We start from the raw sequence: 15,350 nt of genomic DNA, 5'->3' as shown, positions 1-15,350 counted from the left end.
CTTCTAGGTTCGTGAGCATGAAGAAGGTGGAACTGGGCCGGACCGGCCAGCGGGTGAGCCAGGTGTCGCTGGGCTGCATGACGATGGGCACGTCGACCGGCGAGCAGACCTCGGCGCGGATCCTGGACGCCTACCTCGACGTGGGCGGCGACTTCCTGGACACGGCGGACTGCTACTCGTGGTGGGCGGGTCCGTCGTGCACCGGCGGCGAAAGCGAAGCTCTCCTCGGCCGTCTCCTGAAGGGCCGCCGCGACCGGGTTTTCCTGGCGACGAAGGTGTCGGCGCAGCCGACGGACCTCCCGGCGGCGCGCGCGGCGGCCCGCCCGGACGGCACGACCGACTGGGAAGCGCGGGAGCGCACCTACGAGGGCGCGAGCGCCGCGGTGATCCGGCGTTCGGTGGAGGAAAGCCTGCGGCGCTTGGGAACGGACCACATCGACCTGTACTACATCCACGTCGACCTCCGGCGCGAGCCGCTCGAGGAGACACTGTCCGCTTTGGACACTCTGGTGCGCGCCGGCAAGGTCCGGTACACGGGCTGGAGCAACGTCCGCACGTGGCGCCTGGAGCAGATCCACGCACTGGCGTTGGCGCACGGGTGGTCACCGCCGGTGGCGGTCCAGGTCCAGCATTCGTACCTGCGCCCAACTGGTGCCGACGTCCCGTCGATCGCGGGCGGCGAGCTGCTGGACTGGCTGGCGGCACACCCGGACGTCTCCCTCGCGGCATATTCCGCGCTGCTGCGCGGAATCTACGACGACGCGGCCTATCGCGAATCCACGCCGGTGTGGCGCGCGTACGCCGGACCGGATTCCGAGGCACGGCTGGCCGCGGTGGCGAAGGTGGCGTCGTCGTCGGGCGCGACGGGCAACCAGGTGGCGCTGGCGTGGTTGCTCCACAAGGGAGTGATCCCGCTGATCGGCCCGCGCACCTGGGAGCACTACGCGTCGATCGCCCCGGCGTTCACCTTGGAGCTGTCGGAGGAGCATGTGTCCTTATTGGACAACGCGTAGGCGATGAGCGCGGCGATGCTCGGCTTGTGCTCGTCGCGCCGCCGCCAGGTCATGGTGACGGTCGTCGTCCCGCCCGCCAGCGGCACGGCGACCGCCCCCGGGTGGTCGACGACGGCGGGCACGATCCCGCACCCCATTCCGGCGGCGACACACCGGGCCAGCGCGGCGAGGCTGCCGACCTCGGTGTCGACGACCGGCCCGTCGATCCGGTCCAGCATCTCCCGGAAGCCGCAGCCCGGCGGTGTGGCCAGGAATCCGACACCGCGGAGATCGCCGGTCCGGATCTCTTCCTTGCCCGCCAACGGATGTGCCGGCGGAACGATGACGACAAGGGGTTCTTCACCGAGCGACGCACTGGCGAACGCGGGATCGTCGGGCGCTTCTCCGAAGGTGAAGCAGACGTCCATTTCGGACGATCGCACCGTCCGGTACAGCTCGCCGCGGCCGCCTTCCTTGAGGGACAACCGCACGCGCGGCCACCGGGCCCGGTAGGCGCTGAGCAAGCCGGGCATCCGGTGCGCGCACAGGGTTTCGAGCGCCCCGACGGTCAGGTTGCCGCCAGGCTCCCCGCGTTCGTCGTCCACGGCGGCCTTGGCTTCCTCCACGAGCGAAAGCACCTGGCCGGCGTAGCCAACCAGCCGCTCCCCGGCGGCGGTGAGCCGCAGCCGCCGCCCGCGTTCGAAGAGCTTTGACCCGAGTTCGGCTTCGAGGGCCTGGATCTGTTCGGTGACGCTCGACTGCGCGTAGTGCAGTTCGGCCGCGGCGTGGGTGAAGTTGAGCGTCCGCGCGACGACGCGGAAAGTACGCAGGTGGCGCAGTTCCATGGTTTCCCCCATCGGAGCTCCCGATACCCGTCATCGTAACTCCCTGCTTCCGCCGATGTCACGGAGTGTCCAAGCTGGACGGGTGTCAAGACTCCTCGCCGGCCTTTCGCTGGGCTACTTCCTCGTCATGCTGGACACGACGATCGTGACGGTCGCGCTCCCCGCGCTGTCCGCGGATCTCGCGGACCAGCAATGGATTTCGAACGGGTACACCCTGACGTTCGCGGCGTTCCTGCTGACGGCGGGAGCTTGGTCCGACCGCTTCGGCGCGCGCCGGGTGTTCTTCACGGGCTTGCTCTCGTTCGCCGCGCTGTCCTTGGTGTCGGCGCTGTCGGTGTCCGCGCCGATGTTGATCGCCTTGCGTGCCCTTCTGGGTGTCGCTGGCGCGTTGCTGGTGCCGTCGTCGCTGTCGTTGATCGCGGTCGCCCACCCGGCACCCGCGTCCCGCGCGAAGGCGATGGGCGTGTGGGCCGCGTTGAGCGGGACGGGCCTGGTCGCCGGCCCCTTGCTGGGCGGCGTGCTGACGGAGGCGTTCGGCTGGCGGGCGATCTTCCTGGTGAACGTCCCGGTGGCGCTGCTCGCCCTGGCGCTGTCGTCCGCCGCTCCGCTGACCCCGCCCAAGCCCGGCCGGGTCGACTGGACCGGCCAGGCGTCCGCGATAGTCGCTTTGTCGACACTGTCGTACGCCCTGGTCGAGCACGCCTGGTGGGTGCTCCTGCCGTCGACGCTGGCGGCAGCGGTGTTCGTGGTGTCCCAACGCCGTCCGGACGCGATGCTCCCGCGCCGTCTCGTCTCCCGGAACCTGCTGGCCGGCGCGATCGTGAACTTCGGCCTGTCGGGTGTCCTGTTCGTGCTTTCCCTCTATTTTCAGGAAACCCGAGGCTATTCACCATCGGCGACGGGCTTGGCGTTCCTCCCGTTGACGATTCCGACGGCGTTCAACCCGATCTTCACCGGCCGCCTGGTGGCCCGGATCGGCCCCCGGATCCCCGCGGTGTCGGGCTTCCTGCTGATGTCGGCCGGCACGCTGCTCCAGGCGTTCGCGCCCGCCCTTTCGGTGGTGGCGCTGGCCCTGCTGGGTTTCGGGGTCTCACTGGCCATCCCGTCGCTCCTGACCGCCGTGATCGGCTCGGCCCCACCGGAACTGGCGGGCATCGCTGGCGGCGCGCTGAACGCATCCCGCCAGACGGGCGCGGTCCTGGGCGTGGCGATCCTCGGCTCGCTGCTGACCGTCACCACGATTCCCGTCGTGCTCGCCGGAGCAGGTGCGCTCCTGGCTGTTTCCTGTTTCCTGTTCCAGTAGTAAACAGTCAACTCCTTGTCGCGCATTCGGGCGTGACGAATCCTGATCGCAGGGCGCGGAAATCCCGCGAAAACCCCGGTCAATCACCTTTCCCCAGGAGGATTCGTCATGTCCTTTCCCAAGAAGCTGGCCACGATCGGCGGGCCCGTGCTCGCGTTCTGCGTGATCGCGCTGGCCCCGCTGATCGGTTCCACCACGGCCTCCGCGGACGGCGACGGCGGGACCCCGCCCCCGCCGTCCACCAGCACGACCCCGCCGCCCGCGGGCACCGACGGCAACCCCTGGCACGGCTGACGGGTGCCGGGCCGGTCACGAGCGGTTCGTGACCGGCCCGGAAATCATCGAAATCGGCAAGCACATTCCAGGGGCACGCGTTCCTCGCGCACTTCACCGGCTTCCGGGAAATCGAGCGCGGTGAATTCGGTTTCGGCCGTGGCCCAGTGCGTGACGGCGGTTTCGTGGTCGCCCATCGCGTGCAGCGTCCGGGCGATGCCGTGGTGGGCACGGGCCACGTAGGCGCGGTTCCCGTCGCCGGCGGCCAGGTCCAGGGCCGACTTGGCGGCGCTGAGCGCGTCCCGGTGCGCACCCCGGGCGAGGGCGGTCGCGCCGCGGTCGAGGTAGAGCTGCGTCTGCAGGTCGGCGTCGGGCGCGTTCGCCGCCACCTCACGAGCTTTGTCGTGGTAGCGCACGGCTTGCGTGAACTGGCCCATCCGCCGGTGCACGTTCGCGATGTTGTTCAGCGCGTACGCCTCGACGCAGTGGTCCTCGACCTCGGCGGCGTGCCCGTGCGCCTCGGTGTAACTGGCCAACGCCTCCGTGAGCAGGCCGAGTTTCTCCTGCGCGGACCCGAGGTTGTTCACCGCGTGCGCCAGACCCTGGACGTGGCCGACCTCGCGCAGCATCCGCGCGGCCCCCGAATGCTGTTCCAGCGCGACGGCGACGTTGCCGTGCAGTTCGTTGAGGTAGCCCAGCATGCTCAACGCGTGGGCCTCGCCTCGCCGGTCCTCGGTCTGCTCGTACTTCTCCCGCGCCGCTTCGAGATGCGCGATGGCTTGGTCGTGCTTGCCCAGCTCCATCGTCGGGATGGCGAGCGCGCACAACGTCGCCGCTTCGCCGCGCGGGTCGCCGAGCCGGCGCCACTTCGGCAGTGCCCGGGCCGCGAATTCGAGCGCCTCGGCGAGCTGGCCGCGACGGTCGTTCGCGGTCGCCAGCCGCAGCAGCACGTGCGCCTGGCCGTAGTCGTCGTCCGGATCGACGGTCTCCCAGGCGAGCTCGAGGGTGCCGATCCAGTCCTCGAACTGGTTGGTGGTGTTGAAGTAGCGCCACAGCAGCACCGCCAGCCGCCAGGTGTGCCCGGGCAGGTCGTGCTGCGCGGCGTAGTGGATCGCGGCCACGAGGTTGTCGCGCTCGGCGACGATCCACCGCAGCCCCGCGCCGGCGTCGGCGAAGGCCGGCGTCACCGGGGAGGACCGGTCCGTCGCGGGCAGCTGGGCCTTGTCGAACGGGTACGCGGCGCCGACCGCGGCCGCCAGCGTGACCAGGTAGAAGTCGAGCAGCCGCACGAGGGCGTGCCGGGGTGCGGGCTCGGCGCCGGCGAACTCCTTGAGCGGGTCGAGCATCAGGTACCGCTCCGGCGCGGCCTCCTCCAGCAGGCTGACCTCGTGCAGGTCGTCGAGCAGCGACCGGGCCTCGCCGACGTCGCAGCCGGCCAGCGCCGCGCCGCCGGTGACGCCGACGTCCGGCCCGGGCAGGCTGCCCAGCAGCCGGAACATCGCCCGCTGCGGCTCGCCGAGCTGCTGGACGGACACCCGGACGGCGGCGGCGCCGTCGTCCTCACCCCACGGCCCGCTCTCTTCGAGCAGGTGGAGCAGGTGTTCCAGCGGCCACCCGCGGTGCCGCCGGAACAGCGCGGCCGTCACCCGGATCGGCATCGGCAGGTACCCGCACCGCTTGACGACCTCGGCCACCGTCGCCGCCCGGCCGCGCACCCGCGGCGGATCGGCCAGCGCGTGGAACAGCTCGACGGCTTCTTCGGGTGACAACGGGGAAAGCCGCACGGGATCGCCGGTGTCCGCGTCGCCCATCCGGCGGCTGGTGACGACGGCCAGGCAGCCGTCCGCCTCGGGCAGCAGCGGCCGGATCTGCTCCGGCGTCGCGGCGTTGTCCAGCACGATCAGCGTGCGCGTGCCCCAGAGCGTCGTCTGGTAGAGCGAGACCTTCCGGCCGACGGTGGCCGGGATCTGCTCGGCCGGCACGCCGAGCTCGACGAGCAGTTCGGTCAGCGCGTCGCCGACGCTCGCCGGGGCCACCCCGGGCGTGAACCCGTTGAGCCGGGCGAGCAGCTGCCCGTCGGGGAACCGGTCGCGCAGCCGGTGGGCCGCCTCGACCGCCAGCCCGGTCTTGCCGACGCCGGGCGCGCCGCTCACCCAGACCGCGTGCCGCCCGGCCGCGGCCGCCGTCTCGATCGCGGCGAGCTCGGCGGCGCGGCCGGTGAACCCGCCGGGCCGCGACGGCAGCGAGCTCGGCGGCTCGCCGTGCTCCGCCCGCGCGGCGAGGTTCCGCAGCACCGGACCCGGTTCCATGCGCAGCTCCGCGAGCGCGTCACGAGTGCCGTTGAAGACGCGCAACGCGCCGACCCGGTCGCCGCCGGACAGCAGGGCGCGCATGAGCAGTTCGGCGTGCTTCTGGCCGGCCGGGTCGGAGCGGACGAGCGGCCGCAGCCGGTCACGCGCCGAGCGGTGGTCCCCGGTTTCCAGCTCCAGCTCGGCCAGGTCGCCGACGACGTCGGGCCGGCTCTCCTCCGGGAAGACCACCTCCGGGCCGCCGACGCGGTCGATGTCGATGTCCTCGAGGAACGTCCCGCGCCACAGGCCGGCGGCCTCGCGCAGGAGCTCGACGGCCCGGCGCGGATCGCTCGCGCGGACGTCCGCGGCCTCGGCCCGCAACCGCTCGAACCGGACCGTGTCCAGCTGGTCGCCGTCGATCCGCAGCAGGTAGCCCGTGGGCGTCGTCTCGATGGCCACGCCGGTGTCCTGCACGACGTCACGCAGCCGCTTGATGTACCCGCGCACCAGCGTCGGCTTGGTTTCCCGGCCGGTCCAGACGATCTCGGTGAGCCGGGCGGTCGACACCGGCTTGTTCGCGTTCAGGAGCAGCACGACCAGGACGAACCGCTGCTGCTGGTCACCCAGCGGCACCGGCACGCCGTCGTGCCACGCCTCGAGCGGGCCGAGCATCCGAAACTCCACGCGGCCTCCCGGCGATCAGCTTGCGTTCCCCGATTGGTGTCGCGCAATCGACCGTAAGGGTTTCGAAAATCCGCATTTCTTGCACATTCGATACACACGCCCTTGTCAGGCTGCGCCGGTGAATCAGGGGAGTGAGGGAGAAACCGGAATGCGGCCCGACGTGTTGCCGTGCTACGTCGTTTGCGACGTTTCGCTTTCGATGGCGGACCACATCGGCGAGCTGAACACCGGGCTGCGGGAGTTCCGCGGCGCGGTCCACGCCGACGCGTCGGTCACCGGCCGGATCCTCTGCGGCGTGATCGGCTTCGGGGAGACGCCGCACGTGGTGCAGTCCCTGCTGCCGATGGACGACCTCGCCGAGCTGCCCGCACCGCGCGCGTGCACCGGCACCGACTTCGGGGCGGCGTTCACGTTCCTGCGGGAGGTGCTCGACCGGGACGTTGGCGGACTGGAGCAGCACCGCCTGCGCGTCCACCGGCCCCTGGTGTTCTTCCTGTCCGACGGCCAGCCGACCGACCCGGTGACCTGGCCGGCGGCGTTCGCCGCGCTGACCGACCCGGCCTGGGCGCGGCGTCCGCACGTCGTGGCGTTCGGCGTCGGCGACGCGGACGAGGACGCGCTCGGCCGGATCGGCACGTACCGCACCTACCTCGGCCGCGACGGCGTCCGGCTGGGGACGGCGCTGATCGCCTCGGTGATGCACGTTCTGTCCACTTCCCGTCCACCGGCCGATCGCACGCTGTCCAGAAAGGAGACGTCATGGAGACGCACTGAAGGAGACCACCGTGGAGCCCTCTGAGCTGGTCCAGGAGCTGAAGATCCTCCGCAAGGGCCGCGGGCTGCAGGGCCGGATCGGGGAACGGGTCGGGCCGTTCCTGCGGTCGGCGTGCGCGGTCTCGGCGGACGACGGCCTGGTGGCGGTCCGCACCAAGGTGGCGGGCCGGCTCTCCGAGCTGGCCGCGCACCTGCCCGAGGACCTCCGCCTGGCGGCGCTGGCGGCCTTCGCGATCACCGTGGAGGCCCGCCAGCCGCTGTACCAGGACCGCGTCCGCTGGGCGGCGAACCGCGTCGACCGCGACCCCCGCACGGTCCGGCGCCGCGTCGACGAGGCCATCGATCTGCTGGCCGAGTTGGCCGCGGGATCGTCGTCGCCACCGGCGGTGTCCTCGTCCGACCGCTGGCACACGGCATCGTTGTCGATCGCGCTGGTGCTGGACGAGCTGCTGGTCCTCGAGCGACGCCGGATCATCGCCGACCAGGACGGGTTGACCGCGCTGGACCTGGCGATCTCGCTCCCGTCCGGTGCCGAGGACCTGTCGGTGACGGTGCTCTACGGCGGGACGCTGGCGGACCGCGGAATGGAGGCGACCGATCGCTGGGGCTACGGGCTGGAGCTGCCCAAGCCGTTGCCCCGGGGCGAGTCGTGCGAGATCGCGATCCTGTTCCGGCCGCCATCGCTGCGCCCGTACCTGGTCTCGGTGCCCCGCCACCCGTGCGACCGGTTCGACCTGCGAGTCAGGTTCGGCCCCGAGCCTCCCCAGGAGGTCCGGGCCCTGGACGGCGTCTTCCAGAGCGACGTCACGGACCCGGGCTACCGCGGCCGCCACTGCGAAGTCGACCCGGCGGGGGAGGTGCACCTGCAGTTCCAGGGCCTGACCCCGGGCATGGCCTACGGCGCCCGCTGGGACTCAGTCCAGTAGCCGTTGTTCCTTCGCCACGGCGACGGCGCCGGCCCGGGTGTCGACGCCGAGCTTGCCGTAGATCCGGCTCAGGTGGGTCTTGACGGTCGCCTCGCTGATGAACAGCGCGCGGGCGATCTCGCGGTTGCCCAGTCCCTGGCCGAGCTGGCCCAGGATGTCCTGTTCACGATCGGTGAGCGCGGGCCGCGGGGTGCGCAGCTGCGCCATCACCCGGTCGGCTACCGGCGGTGACAACGCGGTGCGTCCGGCCGCGGCGGCGTCGATCGCGGCGTACAGCTCGTGGGCGGACCCGGCCTTGAGCAGGTAACCAGTGGCTCCCGCGGCGATGGCGCGGGTGATGTCCGCGTCGGTGTCGTAGGTCGTGAGGACCAGGATCCGGGGCGCGCCGGGGCCGGTGCGGATCCGCCGGGTCGCCTCGATCCCGTCGATGCCGTCGCCGAGCTGCAGGTCCATCAGGACGACGTCCGGGTGCACGGTGGCCGCGGTCGCGACGGCCTCCTCCCCGCTCGCCGTCTCCGCGACGACCTCGATGCCGTCCGCGCCCGCCAGCAGGGCGCGCAACCCGGCCCGCACCACGGCGTGGTCGTCGCACACCAGCACGCGAATACTCATGGGGCAGTCTCCAACGGGATCGCGGCCGAGATCACGGTGCCCTGGCCGGGAGCGGATTCGACGGTCAACCGGCCGCCGAGCTGCTGGGCCCTGGCCCGCATGGCCGGCAGCCCGTGACCGCGTTCACCAGGCGGCTGTTCCTTGAGGGCGAATCCGCGCCCGTCGTCGGCGACGTCGAGCACGACCTGGTCGTCGAGGTAGGTGAGGGTGACCACGGCGCGGCCGGCGTCGGCGTGCTCGAGCGCGTTGGCCAGCGCGCCCTGGGCGATGCGGACCAACGCGGACTGGACGCGCTCGGGTAGTTGCCGCGAGGTGCCGTCGACGCGGACCTCGGCCGGCAGCCCGGCCCGGCCGGCCACCGCGCGCAACGCCTCGTCGAGAGTGGCGTCGGCAAGGTCGGCCGGGGCGAGGTCCTGTACGAGCCGGCGTGCCTCCGACAGGTTGCCGGCGCCGACGCGCAGCGCGGAACGCAGGTGCTCGCGGGCCAGCTCGGGCCGGTCCCAGGCCTGGTCGGCGGCCTGCAGCAGCATCGCCTGGCTGGACAGGCCCTGGGCGAGCGCGTCGTGGATGTCCCGGGACACCCGGTGCCGCTCGGCCAGCACCCCGGCGCGCCGCTCGGACTCGCGCAGCCGCACGGTCTGGCGCCGCATGAAGGTGATCACCGCCGCGGTGACCACGGCGATGGCGATCGGCACGATGGTCAGGTTCGGGTCGAAGCCGTCGGCCAGCCGGTTCTGCGAGACGACCACGAGCGCGGTGACCACGCCGACCAGCCCGAGGGCCGGCCCGGTCGGCAGCGTGCGCAGGCCGGTGACGAACAGCGGGATCGCCGACCAGGCGAAACTCGGGGCGAGGACGACCAGCACCACCCAGATCGCCAGCACCGCGATCAGCCAGAGCCTGCTCTGGGATCTGATTCCGACGCCGTACGCGACGACGAGGGCGGCGGTCAGCGTGATCACCCACGGCGCCAGTGAGGTGCCCTCGTGGCGCGTCAGGTAGCGGATCGCGGAGGCGAGCACCAGCAGGAAGAACGCCGAGTGCATGGCCGCGGCGAGCCACCGCGCGTCTGTCATGCTCACCCCTTTTCTCTTGGCACCAGCGTCAGCCGGGCTTGATGCCCGCGCATCAGCCGATCGGCTGACCCCGTTGTCGGCCGAAGCAACGACCGGATCAGCCTGGTGGCGGGCCGAAGCTGGAGTCATCGAACCGCACGACTCCGAGGAGCACACCATGATCTCGACCCGCATCGCCGCCGTTGCCACGGCTCTCGCCGTCATCACGGTCGGCGCCGTTTCGGCCACCGCGGCTCCCTCGACCGCCCTCGTCCAGACGTCACACCTGTCGATCGCGGCGGCGCAGAAGGCCGGCCAGGCCGCGCTGAACGCCGCGACCAAGGCGGGCCAGCACGTGTCGGTCGCGGTGGTGGACCGCGACGGCAACACGGTCCTGACCCTGCGCGGCGACGGCGCGGGCCCGCAGTCGTACAGCTCGGCGCAGCAGAAGGCGTTCACGGCGGTCTCGTGGAACGCGAAGACGTCCGAGCTGGTGGGCCGTCTCCAGCAGACCCCGACGTTGAAGGACATCGAAGGCACCCTGTTCCTGGCCGGCGCGGTCCCGGTGACCGCGGGCTCGACGCCGATCGCGGCGGTCGGCGTCGCGGGCGCGCCGTCGGGCACCCAGGACGAGTCGTTCGCCCAGGCCGGCGTGGACGCGCTGGGCAAGTAACGTGGCGACGGTGTTGATCAGCGACGTCCGCCCCTGGGGCGGCCCCCGCAGTAGGCGGACGATTGGAGTATTGCCAAGTGGTGTCAAGCTGACTTGATCAGAGTAAGTCGTCTCGGCCTACTTCAGGCTCGAAGCAGCGTTTTGGTGCGTGCGTCAATTGTCTTACGGAGGTACTGTGTTAGGCCCGCTGGGAGACTGAAAGATTCGGCCACCTCTGGCCAGTTAGATCTGATTTTCTCGACTGTTTCCGTCACTTGATCGATCAGTCGGGCTTCGGTGGCGTTCAGTCGACTCTCTAGCCGCTGGAACGTTTTCAAATTGACCTCTTCGAATCTTTTCGTACCGCCAAACTTCAGTCCGAGATCTTCCTCTCCTGTTCCAGCTCTGTAGATGTCTGTTGACACCAGATCGTACACAGGGGACAGCGTGGGAATTCGCTCGTTTCGATAGATTAGCGACCAGTTCTTTAGGTGTGCGTCACCATTGCTGATGAGGACGATAAAAGCTATCCTTCGAGCAAACTCGCGTAATGAGTCGGTGTCATGTCTCCTGTAAATAAGTGACGCAATGGTTTCGAAGTTCCCTTTGTATTTGTCCCCCGGGTAGAAGTTTCTCACCTGCGCCAAGTCTTCGATGTGAATTAGTTCCCGTTTGCGGCCCCGGTCAAATCTCCTGATCGCATAGGCCCATTCCTCGCCTCCTGGCCAGACGTTGGAAGGAAGGCCGTATAGTTGATCGCGATTAACGAGCTTTGTCTCAGGGACGTCGATTCCTGCTCTGCTTGCCAGTGTCATCATTGCGAATTCATTCTGAGGTAACATGCTGAACTGTCGATCTGGCAGTTTGACAATCCAGTCGCTTCCCTCGCCAAATCCCGGTATGGTCAAGCGATCATCTTTTGAAAGCATAGCAAATTTCAGTTGTACGCCAGCTAGGGAGATGCGCCAGCCAGGATGACTTTCCGTATCGGCGGAATGATGGGGTAAATTTCGACTGCTGGAGTCGTTCCATGATGAGTCCCCCTCTTGAGGGTGGAGTTCCACGGGTAAGATTCGCACGGCTCCCGGGAGGTCTCGTCCGACGTGGGAGAGTAACTCCATCTCTCTGTCGACTGAGACGCCTCGATCCTCGGCGACCCAGTCGCGTACTCGGCCCTCTGGGAGCAAGTTCGAAAACCACGGAGGGACCCTGAGTGCTGAAGATTGAGGGGCAAGAACGGTCTCTTCGAAATGTAGACCCAGGACGGGGCGCTCCGGGTCTTCGCGGTACGAAATATCAAACGTCAGACGCGTATGGTCACCGCGCTGATGTAATACTCCAACGTGACGGTTCCTTAGCCATACTGCGTGCTGTGTTTCACGCAATGCCGTCTTCCTCCGCTAGGTCTTCGACTAGAAGTGAGGTAAGTGGTGGCGTGCTCTCGAAACTCCACTCGCACATACGCTCAAGGAACGACGTTAGTTGAGTCTGCAGTGCTGTTTGGCGTGCCTTGAGGAATTCGACCGTCTGTCCGGTAATAATAAGATTAGCCATCTCGGAAGAGATCAGATGGGATGCAAGGGCGGCTCGCCATGCGGTTTCCGAGAGCTTGAGAGGGCGCTGCGAAATCAGAGGTTCAATCGATGCTGATGTCGCTTCCATGATGGGTACTAAAGCCCTGTTGGCTGCCCAGAGTCGGTATTCGTGCGGAACTGTGTTTCTTGGAACGATATAGCGGACTGCGTCCAAGGCTGTTGGCCTGTCCAGGAGGACGCGTGATAGGTCATCTCGGCCGAACGGGTTCCCGTCGTCGAGAGATCGAGGCATATTTGCCCACCAGGCGCACAGTACCGTTTTGGTGGCAGCTTCATTGCTGCGAAACCGTCGCAGGTCCGGAGTTGGCGTTTCTGGATATTCGACAAGTCTCAGCAATTCTTGGATTGACCCGGTGAGGTCGTCTGGTTTAACGGCGAACACTAGGAATCGAATGGCACCTGTCGTGCTGCCCTTGAATACTTCTGGGCCGACAACTGCGGCTCGCCAGAACCACCTTCGAAGAAGTCGGATATTTCTGGGGCTGGGGTTGGGGTGATGTGCAAATAATCGCGTTAGAACAACCAGTAGGTGGCGATAAGGAAGCATTCCGATGTGAGGAACGCTCGCTTCTTCTTGGAGAAATGCGATTGCGCGCCGCATTGCAGTCTCTCCGAGTTTATACGCGGTATCGCGAGCCTCGTCAGGAAAGTCGATAATGGCCCGCCCCGGTTGGTGGCCACGAGGTACGCCCTCTTTTCCGCCAAACTCGTTTCTGATCTCCCGCTTTACGTCGGGACCTCGGCGAGCAAGCATTGCCATGAGGATTGTGTCGTTATCGACCGTTCCGAATCCCAAGTCTTCGTCTAGATGTTCCGAAATTTTGTCGAATGTGAGCCTATCCTTAATTGCTTCATCGTCAGCGAATAGGGCTGAGAAGATCTCCGCCCTACTGAGGCGTTTTCCGTAGTTATTCATTCGGTCGAAGATGTCTTGCAGTACTTTTACGTCGTTCTGTGTTACCTCGTATGCGGGGATTTGAAACTGACGCAATGTTTGCGTTATGTTGTTCGCGCGATCGATGTATTCAATTGTTTCTGGAAATTTCTGAAACCACTGCAATACGCGGGTCAGGTTGAATAATACAGGGAGGGGGATGACTAGAGGCTCGTCCTCGGGTGGCGCAGGCACAAATTCCTGATCGCGCAAGTTGTACGCAAGGGCGAATCGTGGGTCTCGACTCGCTTCGGGAATGAGCGCGCTGGCGAGGCTTGTGATTCGCTGCTGCCCGTCGACTACCCATCTTGCCGCACTCACGTCGGGTGCTTGAATTTCCAGTGATCCGAGCTTGAGTAGTTGCGCGGTTGCTGGTCGTCGCCATAGCAAAAGGGAGCCGACAGGATATCCTCGGACGATGCTATCGAACAGTCGCACTACGTCTTGGCGTTGCCAACGGAAGTCGCGCTGGAAATGGGGAATTCGAATCTCACCCGATCGTGCCATGTTCACGAGGTTCTCTACCGTGAACATGGTCGCGTTGGGGCGATCATCGAGTCCGTTTGTCACGTTCGCCTCCGGCTGCTCACTGTTGTTCATCAAGAAGGTTGTACCACTCCGGTGGCCAGCCTGGGGCAATTTACACTTCGGGTATCTGACTTGACTGACCAAGGTCTGATGCGGCGTGGAGCTAACGAGCCGAGCTCCGCACGAGTGAGAGAGCGTGCGAACTCGTGTTTCTCGAGCGGCGAGGCGGTCGCAGCGCAGACATGCTCCTGAACTCGCCACGTCACCGGGTTCCGCTGATGTGCCCCCGGCAGGATTCGAACCTGCGACACCCGCTTTAGGAGAGCGGTGCTCTATCCCCTGAGCTACGAGGGCCTTGCCGGTGCCAGCGTACCGGGCCCGGGACGGGTACAGGCGAAGGGGCACGGATGGAGTAGCCCGACCTCCGTCGTCACCCGAGTGAGTGGTTCTGACAGCCGTCCTACACCCCCTGGGTGGGGCAACCGCACCTGACCTGGACGGACCAGCTGGTCACCTGGTCGTGTCTGGTTTCGAACTGCTGAACAACAGTAGGTAACCTTCGTTAACGGGACGCGGGGAGCCGCCTCCTACTGGCTGTTGCGGAGGGCTTCGTTGATCAAGCTCATGTTCGCCGACGACGAGGAACTGGTGCGCTCGGGGCTGCGCGCGATGATGTCCGGGGCCCAGGACATCGAGATCGTGGGCGAGGCTAGCGACGGCAGATCCGCGGTCGAGGTCGCCCGGCGCTATCACCCTGACGTGGCCCTTCTCGACATCAAGATGCGTGCTCCCGACGACGGGATCAGGGCGCTCCGAGCCATCCTCGCGCTGCCCGATCCGCCCACCGTCGCCATGCTGACCACCTTCGACATCGACGAGTACGTCAGCCTCGCGCTGCGGCTCGGGGCCAACGGCTTCCTCCTCAAGGACATCGATCCCGCGGCCCTCCTGCGCGCGGTCAGGGACCTGGCCAGGGGCGGGGCCGTCCTGGACCCGGGCGTCGCGGCGCGGATGGTTCAGTCCCACCGGGACGAACAACGCGCTGCTCAGCCCGCCCGGAAGCTGCTCGCCTCGCTGTCCGAACGCGAGCGCGAGGTCGTCGCGCTGATCGGCCAAGGTCTCTCCAACGCCGAGATCGGCGGGCGCCTCCACCTGTCCGAAGCCACCGTCAAGGGGTACGTCTCCGCCGTGCTCTCCAAGATCGGGGCGGCGAACCGCGTGCAGGCCGCCCTCCTGGCCTACCGCGGTGGCCTGCTCGACCAGTAGATGCTGCTCACGGCGCTGGAGTTCCTCGGGCTCGTCGCCTTCGCGGCGTCCGGGGCGCTGGCCGCCGTGCGGGCCCGGCTCGACGTCTTCGGCGTCGTCGTGGTCGGGCTCACCACCGCGCTCGGCGGTGGGGTCATCCGCGACGTCCTGCTCGGCATCCACCCGCCGACGACGCTGCGGAACTGGCCCTACCTCGCCGTCTGCGCGGGGACGGCACTGGTCGTGTTCGTCTTCCACCCGCAGGTCGCGCGGCTGCGGCGCGGCGTGCTCCTCGCCGACGCGCTCGGCCTCGGCGTGTTCGCCACCGCCGGGACGACCATCGCGCTCAACGCCGGCGCGACCGTCTACGCCGCGTGCTTGATCGGCATGACGACCGGGATCGGCGGTGGTGCCGTGCGCGATCTGCTGCTCCGGGAAATCCCGCTGGTCCTGCGGAAGGAGATCTACGCCGTGGCCGCGCTGGCCGGCTCGGTGCTCGTCGCCATCGGTCACGCTCTGCGACTGCCGGAGGGGCCGGTGACCGTCGTCGCGGCCGCCGCCGTGGTGGCCGTGCGGATGGTCGCCCTCTGGCGGCACTGGAACGCCCCGGTCGCGCGCGGTCCGGAGTGAGGAAACTCTTT

14 protein-coding genes, 1 tRNA gene and 1 pseudogene are annotated in these 15,350 nt (G+C 67.9%); 8 read left to right on the top strand and 8 right to left on the bottom strand.

What is annotated here, in order from left to right; all coding sequences use genetic code 11:
• Positions 1-17 precede the first annotated feature (17 nt).
• Positions 18-1,013 (top strand): aldo/keto reductase, encoded by a 996-nt coding sequence (locus VA596_RS04620; protein ID WP_323323933.1) that lies wholly within the window; start codon positions 18-20, stop codon positions 1,011-1,013.
• Here the strand turns inward: VA596_RS04620 and VA596_RS04615 are convergent.
• Positions 941-1,849, bottom strand: coding sequence for a LysR family transcriptional regulator (locus VA596_RS04615; RefSeq protein ID WP_323323931.1), 909 nt, complete (start codon positions 1,847-1,849; stop codon positions 941-943). The two genes, VA596_RS04620 and VA596_RS04615, sit on opposite strands and share 73 nt — an antisense overlap.
• Before the next feature lie 70 nt (positions 1,850-1,919).
• On the opposite strand from VA596_RS04615, the gene VA596_RS04610 reads away from it, so the two are divergent.
• Entirely contained in the window at positions 1,920-3,140 is a 1,221-nt protein-coding gene (locus VA596_RS04610; protein WP_323323929.1) for an MFS transporter, read from the top strand.
• Positions 3,141-3,248: 108 nt separating this feature from the next.
• Positions 3,249-3,434, top strand: a complete 186-nt coding sequence (locus VA596_RS04605; protein WP_323323927.1) for a hypothetical protein — start codon at positions 3,249-3,251, stop codon at positions 3,432-3,434.
• Positions 3,435-3,478: 44 nt separating this feature from the next.
• Here the strand turns inward: VA596_RS04605 and VA596_RS04600 are convergent, their stop codons facing one another.
• The gene (locus VA596_RS04600) at positions 3,479-6,388 is read right to left on the bottom strand and encodes an AfsR/SARP family transcriptional regulator (RefSeq protein WP_323323925.1); all 2,910 of its coding nucleotides are present in this window, start codon (positions 6,386-6,388) and stop codon (positions 3,479-3,481) included.
• A gap of 148 nt (positions 6,389-6,536) precedes the next feature.
• Between VA596_RS04600 and VA596_RS04595 the strand changes: the two genes are divergently transcribed.
• Positions 6,537-7,187 carry a vWA domain-containing protein gene (locus tag VA596_RS04595; RefSeq protein WP_323323923.1) on the top strand — a complete coding sequence of 217 codons (651 nt, stop codon included), beginning with the start codon at positions 6,537-6,539 and terminating at the stop codon, positions 7,185-7,187.
• Positions 7,174-8,088 (top strand): hypothetical protein, encoded by a 915-nt coding sequence (locus VA596_RS04590; RefSeq protein ID WP_323323921.1) that lies wholly within the window; start codon positions 7,174-7,176, stop codon positions 8,086-8,088. Before VA596_RS04595 ends, VA596_RS04590 begins: the two co-directional genes overlap by 14 nt.
• On the opposite strand, the gene VA596_RS04585 is transcribed toward VA596_RS04590, so the two are convergent.
• Both VA596_RS04585 and VA596_RS04580 read right to left on the bottom strand, forming a co-directional pair.
• Positions 8,077-8,700, bottom strand: coding sequence for a response regulator transcription factor (locus VA596_RS04585; RefSeq protein WP_323323919.1), 624 nt, complete (start codon positions 8,698-8,700; stop codon positions 8,077-8,079). The two genes, VA596_RS04590 and VA596_RS04585, sit on opposite strands and share 12 nt — an antisense overlap.
• Positions 8,697-9,776 carry a sensor histidine kinase gene (locus VA596_RS04580; RefSeq protein ID WP_323323917.1) on the bottom strand — a complete coding sequence of 360 codons (1,080 nt, stop codon included), beginning with the start codon at positions 9,774-9,776 and terminating at the stop codon, positions 8,697-8,699. The genes VA596_RS04585 and VA596_RS04580 overlap by 4 nt, the downstream gene beginning before the upstream one ends.
• 157 nt (positions 9,777-9,933) lie before the next feature.
• Here VA596_RS04580 and VA596_RS04575 point away from each other — a divergent pair, with 157 nt between their 5' ends.
• Complete coding sequence (locus VA596_RS04575) at positions 9,934-10,428, top strand: GlcG/HbpS family heme-binding protein (protein ID WP_323323915.1); 495 nt, start codon at positions 9,934-9,936, stop codon at positions 10,426-10,428.
• Between the two features lie 122 nt (positions 10,429-10,550).
• Here the strand turns inward: VA596_RS04575 and VA596_RS04570 are convergent, their stop codons facing one another.
• The 4 genes and pseudogenes from VA596_RS04570 to VA596_RS04555 all read right to left on the bottom strand — a co-directional run bounded on the left by VA596_RS04570 (position 10,551) and on the right by VA596_RS04555 (position 13,818).
• On the bottom strand, positions 10,551-11,471 hold the full coding sequence (locus tag VA596_RS04570) for a type II toxin-antitoxin system HipA family toxin (protein WP_323325645.1): 921 nt from the start codon (positions 11,469-11,471) through the stop codon (positions 10,551-10,553).
• Positions 11,472-11,489: 18 nt separating this feature from the next.
• A pseudogene (locus VA596_RS04565) lies at positions 11,490-11,792 on the bottom strand (HipA N-terminal domain-containing protein); the annotation flags it as partial.
• Positions 11,785-13,536, bottom strand: a complete 1,752-nt coding sequence (locus tag VA596_RS04560; protein ID WP_323323913.1) for a DUF262 domain-containing protein — start codon at positions 13,534-13,536, stop codon at positions 11,785-11,787. The gene VA596_RS04560 and the pseudogene VA596_RS04565, both read right to left, overlap by 8 nt.
• Before the next feature lie 209 nt (positions 13,537-13,745).
• Positions 13,746-13,818 (bottom strand) — tRNA-Arg (locus VA596_RS04555).
• A 258-nt stretch (positions 13,819-14,076) separates the two neighbouring features.
• Here VA596_RS04555 and VA596_RS04550 point away from each other — a divergent pair.
• Positions 14,077-14,730, top strand: coding sequence for a response regulator (locus tag VA596_RS04550; protein WP_003087851.1), 654 nt, complete (start codon positions 14,077-14,079; stop codon positions 14,728-14,730).
• Complete coding sequence (locus tag VA596_RS04545; protein ID WP_323323910.1) at positions 14,731-15,339, top strand: trimeric intracellular cation channel family protein; 609 nt, start codon at positions 14,731-14,733, stop codon at positions 15,337-15,339.
• The last annotated feature ends 11 nt before the right edge of the window (positions 15,340-15,350 follow it).

The organism is Amycolatopsis heterodermiae, from assembly GCF_034929455.1.
GTDB classification, from domain to species: domain Bacteria; phylum Actinomycetota; class Actinomycetes; order Mycobacteriales; family Pseudonocardiaceae; genus Amycolatopsis; species Amycolatopsis heterodermiae.
Note: the sequence above shows the minus strand (reverse complement) of the source record. Positions and strands in the feature narration are given on the sequence as shown.